Raw genomic sequence first — 18,051 nt, 5'->3', positions numbered from 1 at the left:
GACCTTATTCAGGATATGTCATGTCACACAAACAACAACTGATTGATCAAGTCATCGAAGCTTGGCGTGCCTTACAACAACAAACGCCTTTAGTGCAATGCATGACCAATAGCGTTGCCAACAATTATGTGGCAAATATCTTACTGGCAGCAGGTGCATCTCCTGCCATGATTGATAATCCATTTGAAGCCGAAGATTTCACTAAAATCAGTGCCGCCTTAAGTATCAACCTGGGTACACCCACCAGCGAACAGACCCAAGCCATGTTGATTTCAGCTCAAACGGCTCAACAGCAGCAAGTGCCTTGGGTACTTGACCCTGTCGGTTATGGTGCAGTGTTAAAATGGCGCAGTGCAACGGTCGATCAACTGTTAACATTCCAACCCAGCATTATTCGCGGCAATGCTTCGGAGATCAGTACCTTAGCGGGCAGCCAAATCCAATCTAAAGGTGTCGATAGCACTTTAAATAGTCATGAGGTTTATGCACAAGCCAAAAGCCTATTGCAGCACACTGAATGTGTTGCAATTTCAGGTGAATCAGACTTCATCATCTCTAAACAATTCGATGCGGTGATTCAAGTCAATGGTGGCTGTCATTTACAACCCAAAATTACCGCAACAGGGTGTGCCTTAGGCGCATTAACCGCAGCCTATCATTCAGTCAGTCATCCAACCATCGCTGCACTTGCCTCACACATTCATTTTGCCATTGCTGGTAAACTGGCTTATGAGCATGCGCAAACCGTTGGCAGCTTTAATGTGGCCTTTTTAGATTATGTGCATATGCTGGATGACAACCTGATTCAGCAATATGTCGATATTGAAATCATTTAAGTATTTGATTCCACAATATTCATATGTACAGAATAAACAAACACATCAATGATATGTCTGTTTATTCTGGGGCTGAATGAGCAATCTGCTGATTTTCTTTTCTGAGCTAAAGACGGATAACCTTGTCATAATGCCGAGGGTTTAGACGAATCATCAACCCCGCAACAATCACGACCATCAATATATGCCAAATCCATCCTGCACGATATGTGTCCGTCATACCATGCAATACCGCAACCCACCAAGGTGCAATTGCAGCCAATAGGAATCCGCCACCTTGCATCAAGGCTGAAAGCTGTCCTGCATGTGTAGGATCAGGTAAATGGTCGAGCACCACGATCATCAACAAAGCAAAGCATCCCCCTAAACCCGCTCCTACAGTGATTGCCCAGAGGTAAGGCAAAGCATCTGCAAAAAAAGCCAAGCCTGAAAAGCCAATCAGTTGCAAGATTAAAGTGAATCCCACCCAGATTCGACGATCTCGCTGTTTTCGGGATAAATACGGTAACAGCAATGCTGCCCCTGCTTGACTCAGGGTTAGCACAGCCATCAAATTGCCACTGGCTGTTGCAGCCCAACCTTGTGCTTGAAAAGCAGGTGCAAGCCAAGCCACTATCGAGCTATAGCCGCCATTGATTAAACCAAAACAGCAGATCAGCAACCATGTTCTTGGCTTATTGATCAGCCGCATCACCGAAGGCATTTTTTTGTGCTGCTGTACTGTCTGAGTCAAAACATACGTTGCAAAGATCAACGCCAGTAATGCAGGCAACACAAAAATAGCCAGCCCGATTTTCCAGTTACCGCTACTATTTGTTACTACTGGTGCAATGAGAGCACCAAGCGCTCCTCCGCCCATCAACATCGCTGAATAAAGCCCCATCATCGGACTGAGATGGGCATGGAATTCTCTTTTTATCAGACTTGGAAAAGCTGCTTGAACTACCGCCACACCAAAACCAATAATTGCTGCCGTTCCAATTAAAGCCCATCCATTAGGTACAATGAAACGCAAGCCACACCCTAAGCAAATCATCCCTAAGGCCCCGAGAATGGCACGGCGTTCACCGATCGTGCTTTGTATCGCAGGACCAATAAAAGCAATCAGCCCCATCAGCACCATTGGCACCAGGGTTAATAGTGCAATGCCTTGTAAACTCAATCCAGTCGTTGCTCGAATCTGATTGGCAACGGGCCCAATACTGGTCATGAATGGTCGAAGGTTCAATCCCACCAAAGCAACGGTTATAATCAAAAAAGATCGCTGATTTATCCTATTCATGGTTTTAGCTGCACATCAATCATGTAATGGATTGCCAATAGCGGTACAAGTCCGGCTTTGTTTCAATGCGTACAGGCACATAACGGATTGTCATCGACTGCTCTGCAAAGGGTTTGGCTAAGTCAGCATAGATCGCAGCCGTTGACAAACCATAGGCTTCAGCATCTTCATTGGAATGTGCATAAGTCACGCGACTAATGCCCGCCATACGCATCGCTGCCATACACATAGGACAAGGCTGCCCACTGGCAAATACAACACAACCGTCCAAATTGGCTGTCCCCAATTGCTGGCTTGCGGCACGTATTGCCAAGAGTTCTGCATGTGCGGTTGGATCATTACTTTTCAATATTTCATTGACACCTGACGCAATCACTTGGCCATCTTTCACCAAGATTGCACCAAACGGCCGTCCACCTTGCTCGCAATTTTGATAAGCCAGTTCAATGGCCTGACGTAGAAAATCGGTATTCTGTTGCACGCCTATACTCCAATTATTTTGCTTTTGCGCCTGCACGCAGTAACGCTTTTTCGATATGGCTATAGCCACGTGCATGCGCATGTTCGAGTGCCGTAATCCCATCAGCATCAGGAATATTGACATTCGCCCCTGCTGCAATCAGCACATCGACAATCTGTTGATAAGGTTGCGTACCATTGCCTAAAATGATCGCTTCCAATAAAGCGGTCCAGCCTAAGTTATTGATATGATCGACATCCACACCCGCGTCAATCAGGGTACGAACCGTATCCACATGGCCACGTTCAGCCGCAGGAATCAATGCTGTGCCACCATAGCGGTTGGTACTTTTCAAATCAGCACCATGCTTTAACGTGAGCTTTAATATTTTTAGATAACCACGCGCTCCTGCATAGAGATAAGCACTATCCTGCATTCGATCTTTGGCATTGACATCTGCACCTGCATTCATCAAGGCTTGTGCGGCATCGAGATTATTGGCACGCGTTGCAACCAGTAAAGCGGTAGAACCAGAGGCATCACGGGCATCAATCTGAATATTTTGAGCAAGCAACTGCTGGATTTGTGCTACATTATTGCGTGCCGCCGCCGTATGTAAGGCATCTTCTTGCATCGCATCTCCCGAACTCGCATGGCTGCATGCAGTCAATGCCATCGTACAAATAACCGATAATAATGATTTGTGCATAAAATCCTCCTTGGCTCAGCCGAAGTTATTAGATGACAAATAAACACTATGACTAGGATAATCAGCTTCATTTCTATTTAAAAATTAAATTATTTAATAAAATCTATTAAGATTATAAATACCATATAAACAACACCACCAAATTCCACTGCCTCAAGGGTAAGTCGATATGTTTGATCCACGCTTGCTTCGTGCCTTCGTCAGTATTTATGAAGCAGGAAGCTTTACTTTAGCTGCTGAACATTTGCATATGACACAATCTACAATCAGTCAACAACTCGCCCGACTAGAGGAATCTGTAGGTAAGAGCTTGATTGAGCGTAATGCGCGCCCCTTACAACTGACCAGTTCAGGTGAATATCTGATTAGCTACGCACGGCGGATTTTAGCCCTGCAACAAGAAGCACAGATGATTTTGAGCGATCCATCAGGCACGATTCCAATTCGGATTGGTTTGCCTGAAGATATTATGAATAGTGATATGGCTTTGGCCTTAAGTGCCTTTAGCAAACAACACCGTACGGTACGGCTAGATGTGACTGCAGGACTCAGCCGCGATTTGATGGAACGTTATCGCAATGCACAACTTGATATTGTGATTGTCAAAGAAACTGCGGCCAGTTCTGATCATCATGCCTGTTTCCCCGAAGAAATGGCGTGGTTTGAAAGTATTGATCATGGCGGGGATTGGTCTGATCCACTACCCTTGGTGACCTTCCCACAAGGTGGGCTCTATCGTGATGAAATGTTTGAACGGATTGAGCGCGAGCGCCTACATGGCTATATCGCCTTTACCAGCAATAGTTTAGCCAGTGTATTAGTCGGTGTTGAAACTGGTCTGGGTTTATCACTCTTGCCTGTAGCGACCACCAAAGGCCATCGAGTACAGGAATATTTGCCCTTGGGTAAAGCTCAAGCAATGACTGTTGCGATCTATGCCTGGGATAAAGATGGTCTGGTGTTTGATCTTTTAGCACAAATGACGAGCGTACTCAGCAACCGTTTTGAAGCATCACAACGTGAATGATTTGTGCTCAAATCACCTAACAGCTCAGGCAATGCGTCATTATGTGCCAAGCCTTATGCTAGATGTGCCAAAAATAGATGACATGGCACAAAAAGTTAAAACACCTGATTTACTGTCAAGACTATACCAATAGCGCTGATTACTATCGATTGAAATAGGCAGCTTTGACAAGTAGATCAGCATGACAAAACAGACAGAAAAACGATACCGCCAGTATGATCGTAATCACCTGATTTTTAATGTGATTGATTCGGGTCCAATCGATGGTAAACCCGTCATTCTTTTGCATGGTTTCCCCGAGACTGCACAAAGTTGGCAAGCCACCAGCACCATTCTCAATCAACAAAACTTTCGAACGTTTGCGATTGAACAACGAGGCTACAGCCTAACAGCCTCACCCAAAGGTCGTTTTCAGTATGCTATTGGAGAGCTGGTTGCTGATGTCAAAGCCTTCATCGATTTATTAGGCCAACCGGTATACGTCATTGGCCATGATTGGGGTTCAATTGTCGCCTGCGAATTGGCCCAGCAATTCCCCAATCTAGTCAAGCATCTCACATTGGTCTCGGTTCCACATACTGGGGCATTTCTGAAATCCATGCTTAGCAGTACGCAAATCTTTAGCTCGTACTATATTGGCTTTTTCCAATTGCCCTTTATTCCTGAACTGCTGTTTAAACGGGCCAAATCACTGAGTCGGCTATTGCTAAAAAACTCAGGGATGAATGCGGAACAAATCAGGGATTTTCAGCAGTATTTCATTCAAGAAAATCGCATCGGCACAGCAATCAACTGGTATCGCAGTATGCCACTCGCACCTTTCAACTCGACCTTTAACAAGGTAAAAGTCCCTACCTTATTTATCTGGGGCAATAAAGATATTGCAGTTGGTAAGAAAAGCGTACAGTTGAATAAACAGTTTTTTACTGGCGCATATCAGGAAATTTATCTGGATGCCACACATTGGATTCCTGCCCAGAATGCCGAGCAACTTAGCCATTATTTTATCAATGCCGTGAATGAGGGAGAACACTATGCATCCTAAACAACGACTGGAAAATCACTATCTTGAACAGCGCCGTGTGCAATTCGATTTTAGCAATACACCAGAATATTGGATCTATGACAATCCTTTTGCCACTCATTTAGTTAATGCAGTGCATTTGATTTTACCTGTGGGCGAACTCTGGATGTGCCGCTCATTTAATGAAGCCTTACCTTATGTCAAAGATGAAAAGCTTCGTGCCGATGTAAAAGGTTTTGTCCATCAAGAAGCGCACCATGCCTCCGCACACAAGGTCGCTCAAGATTATTTACGTCACTATAATTATGATATTGATGAATTTCTTGTATCTTTAGACAATATCTTTAAACAAATTAATGTTGCACCTTTTGGCTTAACCTTATCCAGTACTCTGGCATATCGTTGGCTCACAATGCGCATCGGTATCGCAGCTGCGGCTGAACATTTTACAACGATGCTGGGAACTTGGTGCCTCGAAAACCAACCTTGGCAAAATAAAACTGCTGATAAAATGATGTCTGATCTGATGACTTGGCATTTGGCAGAAGAAGTTGAGCATCGAAGTGTAGCTTTTGATCTCTATATGCACTTATGTGGTGAAGAAAATAAAATCTTTGCCTACTTACAACGCCAAATGATCATGCTGGCGGTCGCACCGGGATTTACTTTTGCCATCTATCAATGCTTTAAGGAACTTGCTCGACAAGATACTCAAACCAAACGCTATCAAAATTATGGTCTGCTCCGTTCCCTAGCTCAAATGGCAATTGAAAATGCCCGTAGCAAACAGGTACCAAGCTTTTTCTCGGTGGTCTTTAGTTTAAAACATTGGCTGAAACCGAGCTATCACCCATATTATGAAGGCGATACTTTAAAAGCCTTGCAAGTCATCAATAACTCCCCTGCGGTCAAAGCCCTAACCCAACTTCGGGTTTGCTAAGTCACTCAATTATTCCTTCCACTTCCAGGCACATGATGTGCCTTTTTTTGTTTTAACAGAATTCAAGATAGAAGCCCTATCAATATAAACTTTTTTAAGGTTTTAGCGATGAAAGCTATAACGATTGCCAAGTCTCTATTTGTTTCACGAAAATATGAACTAGTTCGGATGCGGTGCAAATGAATAGGAATAAATCAAAGATGGCTCATCACATTCACAGCCAGGATAGGTATTTTCCCGCCAAACGCCATCCACTTCATTTGATTTTTCAATAATAATAAAATTATTGATTTTTTGCTGTTTCAGCTCAATCTTGATTTAACGCTGAGATCTTCTACTCTCAAATCATAAAACCTTTTCAGTTAAATGTTTCAATCCTATCTACACCGACGCAAAGATATCTCTCTGGAAAGTATTAACATTCAGCCCTAAAATTTGACCTGAAATATCATCTTAAAAGAATCAAAGTCAAATGAATGAATGATTAAATCATGTTTTAATTGATTAATTTTTTAACCATAGATATAGAGACCAAAGTCCATGATTCTGTCCTTTGATGATACACAGAGATTGAATTGAATAAGTTAAGATAACTTATAAATCAACTGCATCATGCTGCAATGATTTATCTTTAATTGGGTTAAAGGATTTGGCTTCGAAATTAGCAGAGCAATTATGACTGATCTTCCAAGTATTCCATCCGTTCTATTAGAACTCATCAATAAATATTTACAGCAACAGAATATTTCGAGTCATCAGCTCAATCAACTTACTCAACAGTACGCCAATCAACCGAGAATGCCCTTACACAAATGGTGGAACTTGCTTGAAGAAATCCACCAGCAACACCCAACGCCGGATTGGGCTATATACCGATAAACATCCAAAACCCTATTTATTGCCGATGGGTATGGCAGCGACACTGATTGGCATTGGCTTGATGGCAATTGCAGCAAGCTTCCACAGCTTATTATTTGCTGCTGCACTGATTGGGGTAGGTTCATCGACTTTTCATCCTGAAGCCTCTCGCATCGCCCGTACTGCGTCAGGCGGACGTTTTGGTACAGCACAATCGATGTTTCAGGTTGGAGGCAATACCGGTTCTGCGATTGGGCCATTAATGGCTGCGGCTGTCATTATTCCAAATGGGCAAGGGGCAATTGGCCTATTTGTTTTGGTTGCTGCTTTGGCCATATTTGTTTTATTACGCGTCACCAAATGGGTGGTCAAGCAAGCACCTGTACAGCGTGCTGCCAGTCAACCCGCCATCTCCACCTTGACCCGTAAACAAGTGATTCAGGCCATGGCCGTGATTTGTGTGTTGATGTTTGCCAAATTTATCTATATCGCGGCCATTACCAATTATTTTACTTTCTATCTGATTGAACGTTTTAATGTTTCCATTCAAACTTCTCAGCTATATCTATTTATATTTTTAGGTGCAGTAGCACTGGGTACTTTTGCGGGCGGCCCTGTGGGCGATCGGATTGGCCGTAAAGCTGTGATTTGGGTCTCCTTCTTGGGGATTGCACCATTTGCCTTAATGCTGCCTTATGTTGGCTTAACTGGCACGGCAATTCTGGTCATTATTATTGGTTTAGTCATGTCCTCTGCTTTCTCTGCCTTGGTGGTTTATGCTCAAGAAGCCGTGCCTGGTCGTGTCGGTATGGTTGCTGGCTTGATGTTTGGACTGATGTTCGGGATCGGCGGGATTGGTGCAGCGGGACTGGGGCATTTAGCCGATACCCATGGTATTGTTTGGGTCTATAAACTCTGCTCCTTCCTGCCTTTATTAGGTTTTATGACTGCGTTCTTGCCGAATACTAAAAAATAATCCATCTCTCAACAACTGCAGCATACCAACGGGCTTGATGCAGTTGTTTTGATAGATCAACATGATCTTGTTTGCCTGCACGTTTAAGTGCTAGAATTTTAGCCATCGTTGGAACTTGCTAGATTCCTTCGTTTTCATTGTTACGATAAAAACCGCGAAAAATTGATGCTGATGTTTTTTCATTCGTGAAAAATATCACATCAACACATATCCCAATCATTAAGATTCGGTCAGCGTTCATCAGGGCTTGAGTTGTTATCAGGCATCGTTAACAGGTTCTCACAGTATTTCTGTGCCTGCTTTTTCGATAGGACGCTTTATGAATCGCTCTCTATTTATTATTTTTTCAACCATTGCTTTAGATGCGATTGGCATTGGGCTGATTTTTCCAATCTTACCCGCCTTACTTCAAGATATTACACATAGTCATCAGACTGCATTATACATTGGTCTGCTCGGCAGTCTCTATGCCGCCATGCAATTCCTCTTTTCACCTGTACTCGGTGCATTAAGTGACCGATTTGGACGGCGACCGATTCTGCTGCTGTCATTGGCAGGTTCAACCATCAACTACACTTTCTTGACCTTTGCACATAGTCTGGTGCTGCTAGTGATCGGTCGAATCATTGCAGGCATGAGCAGTGCCAATATGTCGGTTGCTTCCGCCTATCTCGTCGATATGACCAAACCAGATCAACGTGCCAAATACTTTGGCCTCATGAGCGCGATGTTTGGTGCAGGTTTTATTGTTGGACCAATCCTTGGAGGTTGGCTGGGTGACTACTGGCTCAGACTGCCCTTTTTTATTGCAGCCATTCTTTCAGGTCTCAACTTTTTACTGGCCTATTGGGCATTGCCTGAGTCAAAAACAACTGAACTCTCAAATAACACTGTTTCGAGCCTGAATCCATTTAAAGCCTTTACTTCGCTTCGGGCGATCCCGAATATACGTCCCTTAATTGCCACCTTTTTTATCTTGAGTGGCACAGGTGAAGCTTATGCGGTGTGCTGGGCGTTGTGGGGACATGCTACCTTTCAATGGAACGGTTTTTGGGTAGGTCTATCTTTAGCTGCTTTTGGTTTATCTCAAATGCTGGTTCAAGCCTTTATTCCTCAGCATGCCTCCAGACGATTTGGAGACCGAAACACCGTCCTTATCGGAATAAGTTGCTCTTGTATTGCATTATCCATCATGGCTTTTGCTCAACAAGGCTGGATCATTTTTGCCATCATGCCGCTTTTCGCCTTAGGCAGTATCGGTGGCCCTTCATTACAAGCCTTGGCTTCGCAAAAAGTTTTACCAGAACAACAAGGTCAATTTCAAGGCATTATTGCCTCTACCATCAGCTTGGCCTCCATGTTTGCTCCTCTACTATTTTCCACCCTGTATTTTCAATTTCAATCTGAATGGCCGGGTGCAATCTGGCTGAGTGTGGTCATGATTTATCTGCTTGCACTGCCCATTGTGATTCGTAGCCTCAAACCAAATATGCAACCTTGAAAATAACAAAAACGTAATTTTCCTGTTGTTCAGAAGTACTGATGCAGCTTGGATAATAAACCATGAAAGCTGAGAGCGCTGATTGCGCCCTCAGTCCCACATCATGCTTTAAAAGAGGATAAAAAATGAGTTTTGTGCAAAACAGTAAAACCATGTTGCGCAACCTGATCATCGGTACAACCCTAACGATTGCAACATCAACCGCTTTTGCCCATGTCAGCTTGATCAGTGCTACACCCGCAGCAAATACCATAGTTTCAAGCCAACCTAAAAATTTAAGCCTTAATTTTGGTGATGAGGTGATGTTAATGAAAATTCAAGTTTTAGATGAACAACGCCGAGAGCTTCCATTGAATTATAAAGTCAGTCATGACCTGAAAAAATCCTTTGATGTGGCTTTACCCTCACTGAAAAAAGGCAAATACACCGTACTTTGGAGCACCATGGGCAAAGATGGCCATAACATGACGGGTGAATATAGTTTTACTTTGAAATAAGCCAAATCAAACTCGAAATAGATGAGCAACTTGCCAATCTCATCCCTTGACCAGTTGCTCGGTGTCAGGAATAAAAATAATGTCTGAATATTGGATATTCGCCGCTTGGATAACAAAAATCAGTCTATATCTAAGTACTGCTTTTGTCATTGGAGGTGCATTCAGCTACTTCCTCCTCGGACACTATGCTGAAATCAAAAAAGGGATGGTCAATTACATCAGCATTGGGGCCACCCTTGGCTTTATGTCCAGTACGCTGGGTTTCTTGCTTTTAATTGGAAGCTTTGCCAATACAGGCCTGCTCGGCATGTTTGACTGGAACTATATCAACATTCTGATCAACACTGCGACCGGACATGCCCATCTGCTTCGTATGATCAGCTTTGCGTTACTTCTAGCGTTGCTGATTTTTAAACTCAAAATGCACAGAACAGAAATTACTCTTTTTGAAAAATGCATTTGGCCAATCCCAATATTTCTGATCGCCTATAGTTTTTCTCAACTCGGCCATGTCACCAATCTCCCCACTTTCGCCCAGCTTTTATTGACGATCCATGTGCTTTTAATGTCTGTTTGGATGGGGTCGCTCTACCCGCTTTGGAAAACCAGCCACATGATCAGTGGGCTATCGTTAAAACAATCTATGCATTTATTTGGACAAATTGCCACGTTTATCGTCGGTATTCTGATTGCATGCGGTATCACTATTGCACTACTCCTGTTTAAAGATTTTGATGTGCTCAGCGCCACACCTTATGGACAAGGTTTTATCATTAAGCTTGTCTTGGTTATCGGCATTTTACTGTTGGCCGCTTTTAACAAATGGTACTTTAGCCCACGTTTACAACAGGCTAAATTTGCCAAACAACTCGGCTATGCCATTTTGTTTGAAATGTCACTCGGTTTCATGATTTTAATGACCACTGACTATATTACGACTGTTGTCGGAATTGAATAAAATCACAAGGAACTGCTATTCGATGTGAATCATGGCCATTTGAATAAAGCCCTGATTCACTCCAGTGCGTTAAACCGGCATGCTGTCATGTTTAACATGTCGTGTGATCCACCAAAATAATAAAGCCATGATGCTGATGCAGGCGCCGAGTACACACACCCCTTGCCATCCTGTTCGTGCATACGTCAGGGTACTACTAATCGCTCCCAAACCACTCCCAGCCGCATAAAACAGCATATACAGTCCAACCAAGCGACTTTGGTTGTCTTGTTGGGTTTGGAAAATCATGCTTTGATTGGTGACATGTAAAGCTTGCCCACCCAAATCCAGCAACAAAATACCAATGATTAACGCAGCAATGGAATATTCAATTTGAGTGAATGCAACCCAAGACAACAATATAATCAGCAAGGCAAAGCCACTGGTTCTTTGCGCAAAACCTTGATCTGCCCATTGCCCAGCTTTTGTCGCCATCAAAGCACCGAGTACCCCAACCAAGCCAAATGCACCAATTGCTGTATGAGAATAATGATATGGCGCTGAGCTCAATAATAAGACCAAGGCACTCCAAAAAATATTAAAAGCGGCAAACATCAGCAGTGCCAATAGACCACGTATTTGTAATATCTGATTGTGATAAAGCAAGCTCAACATCGACCCAAGCAACCGTGGATAGCTTAGCTTATACTGTGGATTCGCAAGCACAGGCAGAGATTTCCAAAGCGGTATGGCAATCATCAACATAAGCATTGCTGCACAGAAATAAACGTTTCGCCAACCCGCAACATCACTGATTGCTCCAGCAAATACACGCGCCAGCAGCAAGCCAATAAATACACCACTTTGTGCTGTACCGACGACATAACCACGCTCATGCAAATCCGCCACGCTTGCCGCATAGGCAATCAGTCCCTGCGTCATCGCAGTCCCTAACAAGCCTACAGCAAACATACTGGCGAATAGACTCAAAGTCGTCTTGGTGATGCTGACGGCAATCAAAGCAGCACAGAGCGCCAAAAGCTGAAATAACATCAAACGACGCCGATTGATTCGATCACCCAATGGCACCAACAAGAACAACGCCACAGCACAGCCAATTTGTGTCACTAAAATCACACTACCAACAGCGGCATAACTGATGGCTAAATCCCGAGCAATCGCATCGAGCAATGGCTGAACATAATAGACATTGGCAACACTAAGCCCGCTTGCAATGGCAAACAAAAACACCAAACCAGTCGGCAATTTTTTTGGCTGAATTACAAAACATTTTTCATTTTTGGGTAAAGAAGATTTACAGAGAATATTCATATATACACCCAAACTAGTTTCAAATTAAAACCAGTTGAATCCTAATTGATCTAGTTTTAAAATGCAACTAGGCCAATCTTAATCTGCTGAGAATGCGATGCCAAACCCTAAAATTTCGAGTCCAGAATTCTGCCCAGTTGCACGAAGTGTTGAAGTGATTGGAGATCGTTGGTCACTTCTGATTGTGCGCGATATTATGGACGGGCTACACCGCTTTGGTGATCTGCAACGGAACTTAAATGTGGCACGCAATATTCTCTCAGACAGACTACATAAATTAATTGCTGCTGAAATTTTGCAAACACGTGCTGCATCCGATGGCACAAGTTATCAGGAATATATTCTGACGGACAAAGGCAAACAGCTGTTTCCGATCGTGGTGGCATTACGCCAATGGGGGGAACAATTTCTTTTTGACAACAATGAACCCCATTCCATCCTGATTGAAAAAAGTACCAAACAACCTGTCCCCTTGATGACTCCCATCTCTAATGAGGGCATAGTATTGAGCACAGCAAGCACTGAAGTACTAAAGGTCAATCCATTGAGCGAATAAAATAAATGTAAAAATTTATGCTTTCTTTACGCATAATTTACGATAATTTTATTATTTATCAATCAATTAAATCATAATATTCATGACATCTAAATTAACTCATCATTTAAGGATGTCATGAAAGCTTTGCATCATATATTACTTTTAACCACAACGTGCTGCTCAACCTATGCTTTGGCAACCGATCAAACCGCTGCAGCAAATTTCAGTCTGAGTGGGAATGTTGCTTTGGCGAGTGACTATCGCTGGCGTGGACAAACCCAGACTAAAAATGATGCGGCATTACAAGCTAACTTTGTTGTAAACCATTCCTCTGGATTTTATGCCGCAGCATTTGCATCAAATGTCGATTTCGGTGATGAAGCGCACTTAGAACTTGACCCCTCACTTGGTTATATAGCGCCAATCACATTCGGGAAATTCCAGCCCACCTTTGATATCGGTTTGCTACGCTATCATTACGTGGGAAAAAGCGATTTAAATTATAACGAATACTATCTCAAACTGATCATAAACAATGCCTTGAACGATGGTGATCGCTTTACACCAAGTATAAGTTATACCCCTCAATACGGCGGAAAAACCACTCGCCAAAACGTCGGTGAAAATGTCAAAAATTGGTATTTCAATCTTTTATATACGACGCCGATCGCCCAGACCAACTTTGCTGCAGTTGCAAGTTTAGGCTATTCCAAAGCCAGCCAAGCTATTTATGGCGAAACCGCCAAAGATCATTTCTTCGACTGGAAAATTGCAGCGAATTATAATTATAAACCCATGAACTTAAATGCTGAATTAGCTGCGATTGGAACCGACCTAGATCACACAGGTTATTCTGATAGCAATCAAAAAGGTGTTAAAACCGCCGCAGTGTTTAGTCTGACCAAGTCTTTTTAGATTAAAGTAAAGATAGCTGAAATACAGCAAGCATTAATACACTTTATGGCTTGCTGTTTCAGATCACATTTATTTGACTGATTTGTTCTAACTGGATTTACGCTGAAAGCCTTGTTGCGCCAATAACTGAGCCCGTGTTTCATAGTCCACCACTTCGAGCACCTGATGTAATAACCACATATAGCCAAAAGGGTCTTTAAACATGGCATTTTTAATGCCCATTTTAGGCATATGTTGTACCGCCTGAACCAGTGCGGCACCTGCATCCACAGCCTGCTGCAAAGTCTTTTCAATATCCATGACGGTAATGTTAAACCAGAGTGGAATATAGCTCTCTGGAGTAGGCGCCAATAATTGGAAATCTGGGTTTTCATCCAGCATATGAAAATGGACACCATGAATACTGATAATCACACTATTTTGTCCAAGCACAAAATCACCGACTTCGATTCTTTCAACCTCAAAAACCCGCTCATAAAACGCCAAGGCAGCCATGGTATCTTTGACAATAAAATCTATTTCTGTACTTTGCATTTGATCTATTCCCTTTGTTTTATTCATTCCAAGGGCCCGATTTTCTGATCACTGTCTGTACTTTGTAAGCTAAGTAAACCCCCAGCAATAAAAAGCGAAGCAAGATTTAATCTCGCTTCGCCTTTGTCTTCAGTACTACTGATTATTCAATAATTAGATCTTTAGCAGGAATACCATCGCCATAGACCGGCTTTAAGGTTTTTTCATAAGCCTGATGAATCACGCCTTCTTTGACAATTTTATTCAATACCCGAACCTGATAGGTGCTAATCACACTACAGATCAGCCCAAGTAAAATAGATAACACGATACCAATACAGGAGATTTTTAAGGTCATGAGGGTGGCCGCATAGAACTGCGGCAGCACACTCTGTATATACTGCCAATCCAAAGAAAACATCCGAATGAAAAATTGATTCTTTTGATAAATACGTTGTTGTTACTTATCTTTGGATGAGTCTATGCTGATTGAAATTTCACATGAAATATTATTATTTGCTAAGCTTTGCAGAAATTATAATGATTCGATATTGATCTAATTCAAATGCTTAAAAGCTTTCGTGAAACAAGATACATGTGCATGGCTATTTACAACGCAAAGAACGCGTCTATGTTATTAAAATGATATCAGCTAAAAATTATTAAAAATTTGAAATAGCACGGGAAAACTGTACTACGCTATAAATATCGAAAAACAAACCTTAACCTAATCAATAGATACCTAAATAAATGATTAAAATAAGATAAAATCACCAGATAACCTAAATAAAATATTCCCTACATAGAAAACAGATAAATACATTCAATAAAAATAAAAACAAACCCCAAAACTTCCGACATATTTTGAGAGAATTATTAAAAACCTAACGTTCAAGCAAGCTCATGTATTTCATATAAAATTAACCGTTTGTTATATTAAAACATATGATTATTAATAATAATTATATTTGGATTTAATAAATTTTAAATACTCTATCTAGACTATTAAATACCCAAGTTGATAAAAGGTCCGCTCATGTTAGTAGAAGAAAATCTAGCAATTAAAGACATACTTTCAAGTTATCAATCACCTTTCACCTACGATTTTAAATTTTCAACACTCAAAGAGAATTTGCGGCAAAATGGCTTTATTCAATATAAAGCATCGGACATCGATATTGAGTCAAAAATAACCATTGCAAGAGAATTCAAAGCTTTAGAACAAGATCCCTTTTCAGCAGCTGAGAATCATCGCTTTATCCGCTATGGCAATGCCTTAATCCTCCCTTGGGAAAAACAGATCAGACCAATTTGGTTACCCACAACCTTGTCTGAAGATGGTCAGGAACTCTCAGGATATGATCAGGGAAATAATACATCTGGGCAAGATTCGATTCGCTATTTCAATGCACTGAGCCAAAATGTAAAGCTGTCCCACTATCTAAATCAACTAATTACTGAGGACTATGCGCTTACGTTCGGTTTAAAAGAATATTATCTGCCGATCTATGTCGGCATACATTTCGTTAAATTGACTTCAGATGTACAGTACTTAGGGATCAATATGCCTGATAGTTTCCATCAGGATGGTAAGCCATTTACCTTTGCCCATCTGTTCTACCGAAGCAGCAACATTACTGGCGGAGAAAATTACATTGCCAGCCCAAGCGAAAAGAACAAACGCTTAGAAGATGTAAGTGCTGAGAATATTTATACCCACTTCACTTTAAAGAATATTTTAGACAGTTTTGCGATGCATCACTCCTCTGTATGCCATTACGTGTCACCGATTCAAAAGATTCCCAACAACCAACTTAACTACCTCGGTGAAAGATGGGTCATCTTGATTGATTTCTCATTAACGAAACAAAAAATATGATCAATACCCTGCTACCTCTGTCTCCGATCTTATGATCACCCTATTTAAGTTAGGAGTCAGAGGCTTTTGAATGAATAGACAGAGCACATCATAAAAAATGTAAATTGAACCTTTAAACTCTATTTTACCTCCACCCTGTTAAGACGAGTTAAGGGTTGATTGTCTTGTAAGTAGTTAAAGATCAAATTGAATCTTGAGAGACTTAAGACAATAAATCATCCAGAGCATTCAGAGAGTTATTTCATTGAATTGCTCACATAATGTCTTCGTTAATCTCATTTTCAAACTAGGCGATCCCGAATCAATCCTTTACAATGGCCCCAGCTTTTTATATTCAGCGCATCCTATCTTGAATAACACCTCTCCCCAATTAAAACGTGGGCTTAAAAATCGTCATATCCACCTAATCGCGATGGGTGGTGCTGTGGGTACTGGACTGTTTTTAGGTTCTGCTCAAGTAATCCAATCGGCTGGCCCTTCGATTATCTTAGGCTATGCCATTGTCGGTTTAATTGCATTTTTAATTATGCGTCAAATGGGTGAAATGATCGTAGAAGAACCTGTCGCGGGTTCTTTCAGTTATTTCTCACAAAAATATTGGGGAAGGTTTGCAGGATTTTTATCGGGCTGGAACTACTGGGTAGTTTATATTTTAGTGGCAATGACTGAGCTGACAGCAATTGCCAAATACATCCATTATTGGTGGCCACACATTCCTGCTTGGGTTTCGACCTTATTTTTCTTCATCTTCGTCACCTGCCTAAACCTCGGCAATGTGAAATTTTATGGTGAATCCGAATTCTGGTTAGCTATTATTAAAGTCGTTGCAGTGATTTCAATGATTTTGTTCGGTTTGTACCTACTACTGACTGCCGGTGCAGATTCCACTGCAAGCTTTACCAATTTATGGCAACACGGCGGATTCTTTCCACATGGCTTTTCTGGTCTGTTTTATATGCTGGCGTTCTTGATGTTTGCCTTTGGCGGCATTGAGTTGATCGGGATGACCGCAGCTGAAGCAGAAAACCCAGAAAAAAGTATTCCGCAAGCGATTAATCAGGTGATTTTCCGAATTCTGGTATTCTACGTAGCGTCCCTTGCCATCATCATGTCATTGATTCCATGGAATCAACTGGATTTAGGTGGCTTGGATAAAAGCCCTTTCGTGATGATTTTCAGTCAATTGGGCATTGATTGGGCCGCACATTTACTGAATTTCATTATTTTAACCGCCGCACTCTCGGTTTATAACAGTGGTATGTATGCCAATAGCCGTATGCTGTTTGGACTTGCTGTACAGGGTAATGCACCTAAGATTTTTGCCAAAGTCAGCAAACAGGGTGTGCCTATACCAGCGGTAATTTTTTCTTCTGTGCTTATTTTTGGCTGTGTATTGCTGAACTATTTTGTTCCAGAACAGGCATTAAGTCACCTGATGTACATGGCCGTTGCAGCCTTGGTCTTAAACTGGGCCATTATTAGCTTTACCCACTTAAAATTTAAACGTGCAGTTCGACTAGAAGGTACGGCCGTTAAATTTCCAGCATTGTTCTCGCCGTTTAGTAACTATCTGGTTCTCGCCTTTATTGTCATGATTTTATACATCATGTGGACACAAGGCTTTAAAGAATCCGTCATTTTAATTCCAGTCTGGATCATGTTTATGTTTGGATTATTTAAAGTCTTGAAATGGAATAAATCACTTTAAGGATAATCAATCATTCGCATCTACAGCACTCAACAGTAAAAGCTGTAGATGCCTTCCCCCATCTCAATCATAAATTCCGACATAATAGGCCTGATTTGTTATCAGCTTACTCAATTTGC

At 41.8% G+C, this 18,051-nt stretch carries 16 protein-coding genes and 5 pseudogenes; 13 read left to right on the top strand and 8 right to left on the bottom strand.

The genetic code is table 11. The features are described 5' to 3' along the window. Nucleotides 1–20 precede the first annotated feature (20 nt). A complete protein-coding gene (gene thiM, locus NQU59_RS10545) occupies nt 21–836 on the top strand; it encodes a hydroxyethylthiazole kinase (RefSeq protein WP_005240813.1) in 816 nt (271 codons plus the stop codon). 106 nt (nt 837–942) lie between these two features. Here thiM and NQU59_RS10540 read toward each other — a convergent pair whose 3' ends face one another. Genes NQU59_RS10540 through NQU59_RS10530 form a run of 3 tightly spaced genes read right to left on the bottom strand, consistent with a single transcriptional unit; the run spans nt 943 to nt 3,287 of the window. Beyond that, entirely contained in the window at nt 943–2,118 is a 1,176-nt protein-coding gene (locus NQU59_RS10540; protein WP_257063366.1) for a cyanate transporter, read from the bottom strand. Between the two features lie 19 nt (nt 2,119–2,137). Further along, nucleotides 2,138–2,599 (bottom strand): nucleoside deaminase, encoded by a 462-nt coding sequence (locus NQU59_RS10535; protein WP_257063365.1) that lies wholly within the window; start codon nt 2,597–2,599, stop codon nt 2,138–2,140. Nucleotides 2,600–2,612: 13 nt separating this feature from the next. Next, the gene (locus NQU59_RS10530) at nt 2,613–3,287 is read right to left on the bottom strand and encodes an ankyrin repeat domain-containing protein (RefSeq protein WP_043970192.1); all 675 of its coding nucleotides are present in this window, start codon (nt 3,285–3,287) and stop codon (nt 2,613–2,615) included. 169 nt (nt 3,288–3,456) lie between these two features. Between NQU59_RS10530 and NQU59_RS10525 the strand changes: the two genes are divergently transcribed. The 3 genes from NQU59_RS10525 to NQU59_RS10515 all read left to right on the top strand — a co-directional run bounded on the left by NQU59_RS10525 (nt 3,457) and on the right by NQU59_RS10515 (nt 6,278). Beyond that, a complete protein-coding gene (locus NQU59_RS10525) occupies nt 3,457–4,314 on the top strand; it encodes a LysR family transcriptional regulator (RefSeq protein ID WP_257063363.1) in 858 nt (285 codons plus the stop codon). Between the two features lie 181 nt (nt 4,315–4,495). Continuing rightward, nucleotides 4,496–5,359 carry an alpha/beta fold hydrolase gene (locus tag NQU59_RS10520; protein ID WP_005240805.1) on the top strand — a complete coding sequence of 288 codons (864 nt, stop codon included), beginning with the start codon at nt 4,496–4,498 and terminating at the stop codon, nt 5,357–5,359. After that, nucleotides 5,349–6,278, top strand: coding sequence for a metal-dependent hydrolase (locus tag NQU59_RS10515; protein WP_005240803.1), 930 nt, complete (start codon nt 5,349–5,351; stop codon nt 6,276–6,278). The genes NQU59_RS10520 and NQU59_RS10515 overlap by 11 nt, the downstream gene beginning before the upstream one ends. 124 nt (nt 6,279–6,402) lie before the next feature. Here NQU59_RS10515 and NQU59_RS10510 read toward each other — a convergent pair. After that, nucleotides 6,403–6,590 (bottom strand): annotated as a pseudogene (locus NQU59_RS10510) (cyclohexanone monooxygenase); the annotation flags it as partial. 363 nt (nt 6,591–6,953) lie between these two features. Here NQU59_RS10510 and NQU59_RS10505 point away from each other — a divergent pair. The 5 genes and pseudogenes from NQU59_RS10505 to NQU59_RS10485 form a co-directional block, all read left to right on the top strand. Further along, nucleotides 6,954–7,136 (top strand): annotated as a pseudogene (locus NQU59_RS10505) (AraC family transcriptional regulator); the annotation flags it as partial. After that, a pseudogene (locus tag NQU59_RS10500) lies at nt 7,129–8,112 on the top strand (MFS transporter); the annotation flags it as partial. The pseudogenes NQU59_RS10505 and NQU59_RS10500, both read left to right, overlap by 8 nt. A 319-nt stretch (nt 8,113–8,431) precedes the next feature. Continuing rightward, on the top strand, nt 8,432–9,613 hold the full coding sequence (locus tag NQU59_RS10495) for a TCR/Tet family MFS transporter (RefSeq protein WP_257063361.1): 1,182 nt from the start codon (nt 8,432–8,434) through the stop codon (nt 9,611–9,613). 125 nt (nt 9,614–9,738) lie between these two features. Then, the gene (locus NQU59_RS10490; RefSeq protein WP_005271551.1) at nt 9,739–10,110 is read left to right on the top strand and encodes a copper resistance CopC family protein; all 372 of its coding nucleotides are present in this window, start codon (nt 9,739–9,741) and stop codon (nt 10,108–10,110) included. Between the two features lie 76 nt (nt 10,111–10,186). Continuing rightward, nucleotides 10,187–11,068 carry a copper resistance D family protein gene (locus NQU59_RS10485; protein WP_257066252.1) on the top strand — a complete coding sequence of 294 codons (882 nt, stop codon included), beginning with the start codon at nt 10,187–10,189 and terminating at the stop codon, nt 11,066–11,068. Between the two features lie 69 nt (nt 11,069–11,137). Here NQU59_RS10485 and NQU59_RS10480 read toward each other — a convergent pair whose 3' ends face one another. Next, entirely contained in the window at nt 11,138–12,379 is a 1,242-nt protein-coding gene (locus NQU59_RS10480) for an MFS transporter (protein ID WP_257063360.1), read from the bottom strand. A 97-nt stretch (nt 12,380–12,476) separates the two neighbouring features. On the opposite strand from NQU59_RS10480, the gene NQU59_RS10475 reads away from it, so the two are divergent. Together NQU59_RS10475 and NQU59_RS10470 are read left to right on the top strand one after the other, a co-directional pair. Next, nucleotides 12,477–12,935 carry a winged helix-turn-helix transcriptional regulator gene (locus tag NQU59_RS10475; protein ID WP_016652716.1) on the top strand — a complete coding sequence of 153 codons (459 nt, stop codon included), beginning with the start codon at nt 12,477–12,479 and terminating at the stop codon, nt 12,933–12,935. 117 nt (nt 12,936–13,052) lie between these two features. Next, nucleotides 13,053–13,832, top strand: coding sequence for a TorF family putative porin (locus NQU59_RS10470; RefSeq protein ID WP_257063358.1), 780 nt, complete (start codon nt 13,053–13,055; stop codon nt 13,830–13,832). A gap of 87 nt (nt 13,833–13,919) precedes the next feature. On the opposite strand, the gene NQU59_RS10465 is transcribed toward NQU59_RS10470, so the two are convergent. The 3 genes and pseudogenes from NQU59_RS10465 to NQU59_RS10455 all read right to left on the bottom strand — a co-directional run. Then, nucleotides 13,920–14,366, bottom strand: coding sequence for a VOC family protein (locus NQU59_RS10465; protein ID WP_257063357.1), 447 nt, complete (start codon nt 14,364–14,366; stop codon nt 13,920–13,922). 142 nt (nt 14,367–14,508) lie between these two features. After that, nucleotides 14,509–14,613 (bottom strand): annotated as a pseudogene (locus tag NQU59_RS10460) (ABC transporter substrate-binding protein); the annotation flags it as partial. Further along, nucleotides 14,596–14,766, bottom strand: a pseudogene (locus tag NQU59_RS10455) (amino acid ABC transporter permease); the annotation flags it as partial. The pseudogenes NQU59_RS10460 and NQU59_RS10455, both read right to left, overlap by 18 nt. A gap of 615 nt (nt 14,767–15,381) precedes the next feature. Here NQU59_RS10455 and NQU59_RS10450 point away from each other — a divergent pair. Both NQU59_RS10450 and NQU59_RS10445 read left to right on the top strand, forming a co-directional pair. Next, nucleotides 15,382–16,224: a 2OG-Fe dioxygenase family protein gene (locus tag NQU59_RS10450; protein ID WP_257063356.1), complete on the top strand. Its 843-nt coding sequence runs from the start codon at nt 15,382–15,384 to the stop codon at nt 16,222–16,224. Nucleotides 16,225–16,573: 349 nt separating this feature from the next. Next, the gene (locus tag NQU59_RS10445; RefSeq protein WP_257063355.1) at nt 16,574–17,932 is read left to right on the top strand and encodes an amino acid permease; all 1,359 of its coding nucleotides are present in this window, start codon (nt 16,574–16,576) and stop codon (nt 17,930–17,932) included. Nucleotides 17,933–18,051 lie beyond the last annotated feature (119 nt).

This window comes from Acinetobacter colistiniresistens (assembly GCF_024582815.1).
Taxonomy (GTDB): domain Bacteria; phylum Pseudomonadota; class Gammaproteobacteria; order Pseudomonadales; family Moraxellaceae; genus Acinetobacter.
The sequence above is the reverse complement of the archived record's forward strand: the minus strand, read 5'-3'. Positions and strand labels throughout refer to the sequence as shown.

Bases quoted from the DNA above. Each gene is read 5' to 3' on its own strand.
- NQU59_RS10450 (WP_257063356.1), top strand. From the start codon at position 15,382: ATGTTAGTAGAAGAAAATCTAGCAATTAAAGACATACTTTCAAGTTAT.
- NQU59_RS10480 (WP_257063360.1), bottom strand. From the start codon at position 12,379: ATGAATATTCTCTGTAAATCTTCTTTACCCAAAAATGAAAAATGTTTT.
- NQU59_RS10495 (WP_257063361.1), top strand. From the start codon at position 8,432: ATGAATCGCTCTCTATTTATTATTTTTTCAACCATTGCTTTAGATGCG.
- NQU59_RS10540 (WP_257063366.1), bottom strand. From the start codon at position 2,118: ATGAATAGGATAAATCAGCGATCTTTTTTGATTATAACCGTTGCTTTG.
- NQU59_RS10520 (WP_005240805.1), top strand. From the start codon at position 4,496: ATGACAAAACAGACAGAAAAACGATACCGCCAGTATGATCGTAATCAC.
- NQU59_RS10515 (WP_005240803.1), top strand. From the start codon at position 5,349: ATGCATCCTAAACAACGACTGGAAAATCACTATCTTGAACAGCGCCGT.
- NQU59_RS10470 (WP_257063358.1), top strand. From the start codon at position 13,053: ATGAAAGCTTTGCATCATATATTACTTTTAACCACAACGTGCTGCTCA.
- NQU59_RS10465 (WP_257063357.1), bottom strand. From the start codon at position 14,366: ATGCAAAGTACAGAAATAGATTTTATTGTCAAAGATACCATGGCTGCC.
- NQU59_RS10475 (WP_016652716.1), top strand. From the start codon at position 12,477: ATGCCAAACCCTAAAATTTCGAGTCCAGAATTCTGCCCAGTTGCACGA.
- thiM (WP_005240813.1), top strand. From the start codon at position 21: ATGTCACACAAACAACAACTGATTGATCAAGTCATCGAAGCTTGGCGT.
- NQU59_RS10525 (WP_257063363.1), top strand. From the start codon at position 3,457: ATGTTTGATCCACGCTTGCTTCGTGCCTTCGTCAGTATTTATGAAGCA.
- NQU59_RS10490 (WP_005271551.1), top strand. From the start codon at position 9,739: ATGAGTTTTGTGCAAAACAGTAAAACCATGTTGCGCAACCTGATCATC.
- NQU59_RS10530 (WP_043970192.1), bottom strand. From the start codon at position 3,287: ATGCACAAATCATTATTATCGGTTATTTGTACGATGGCATTGACTGCA.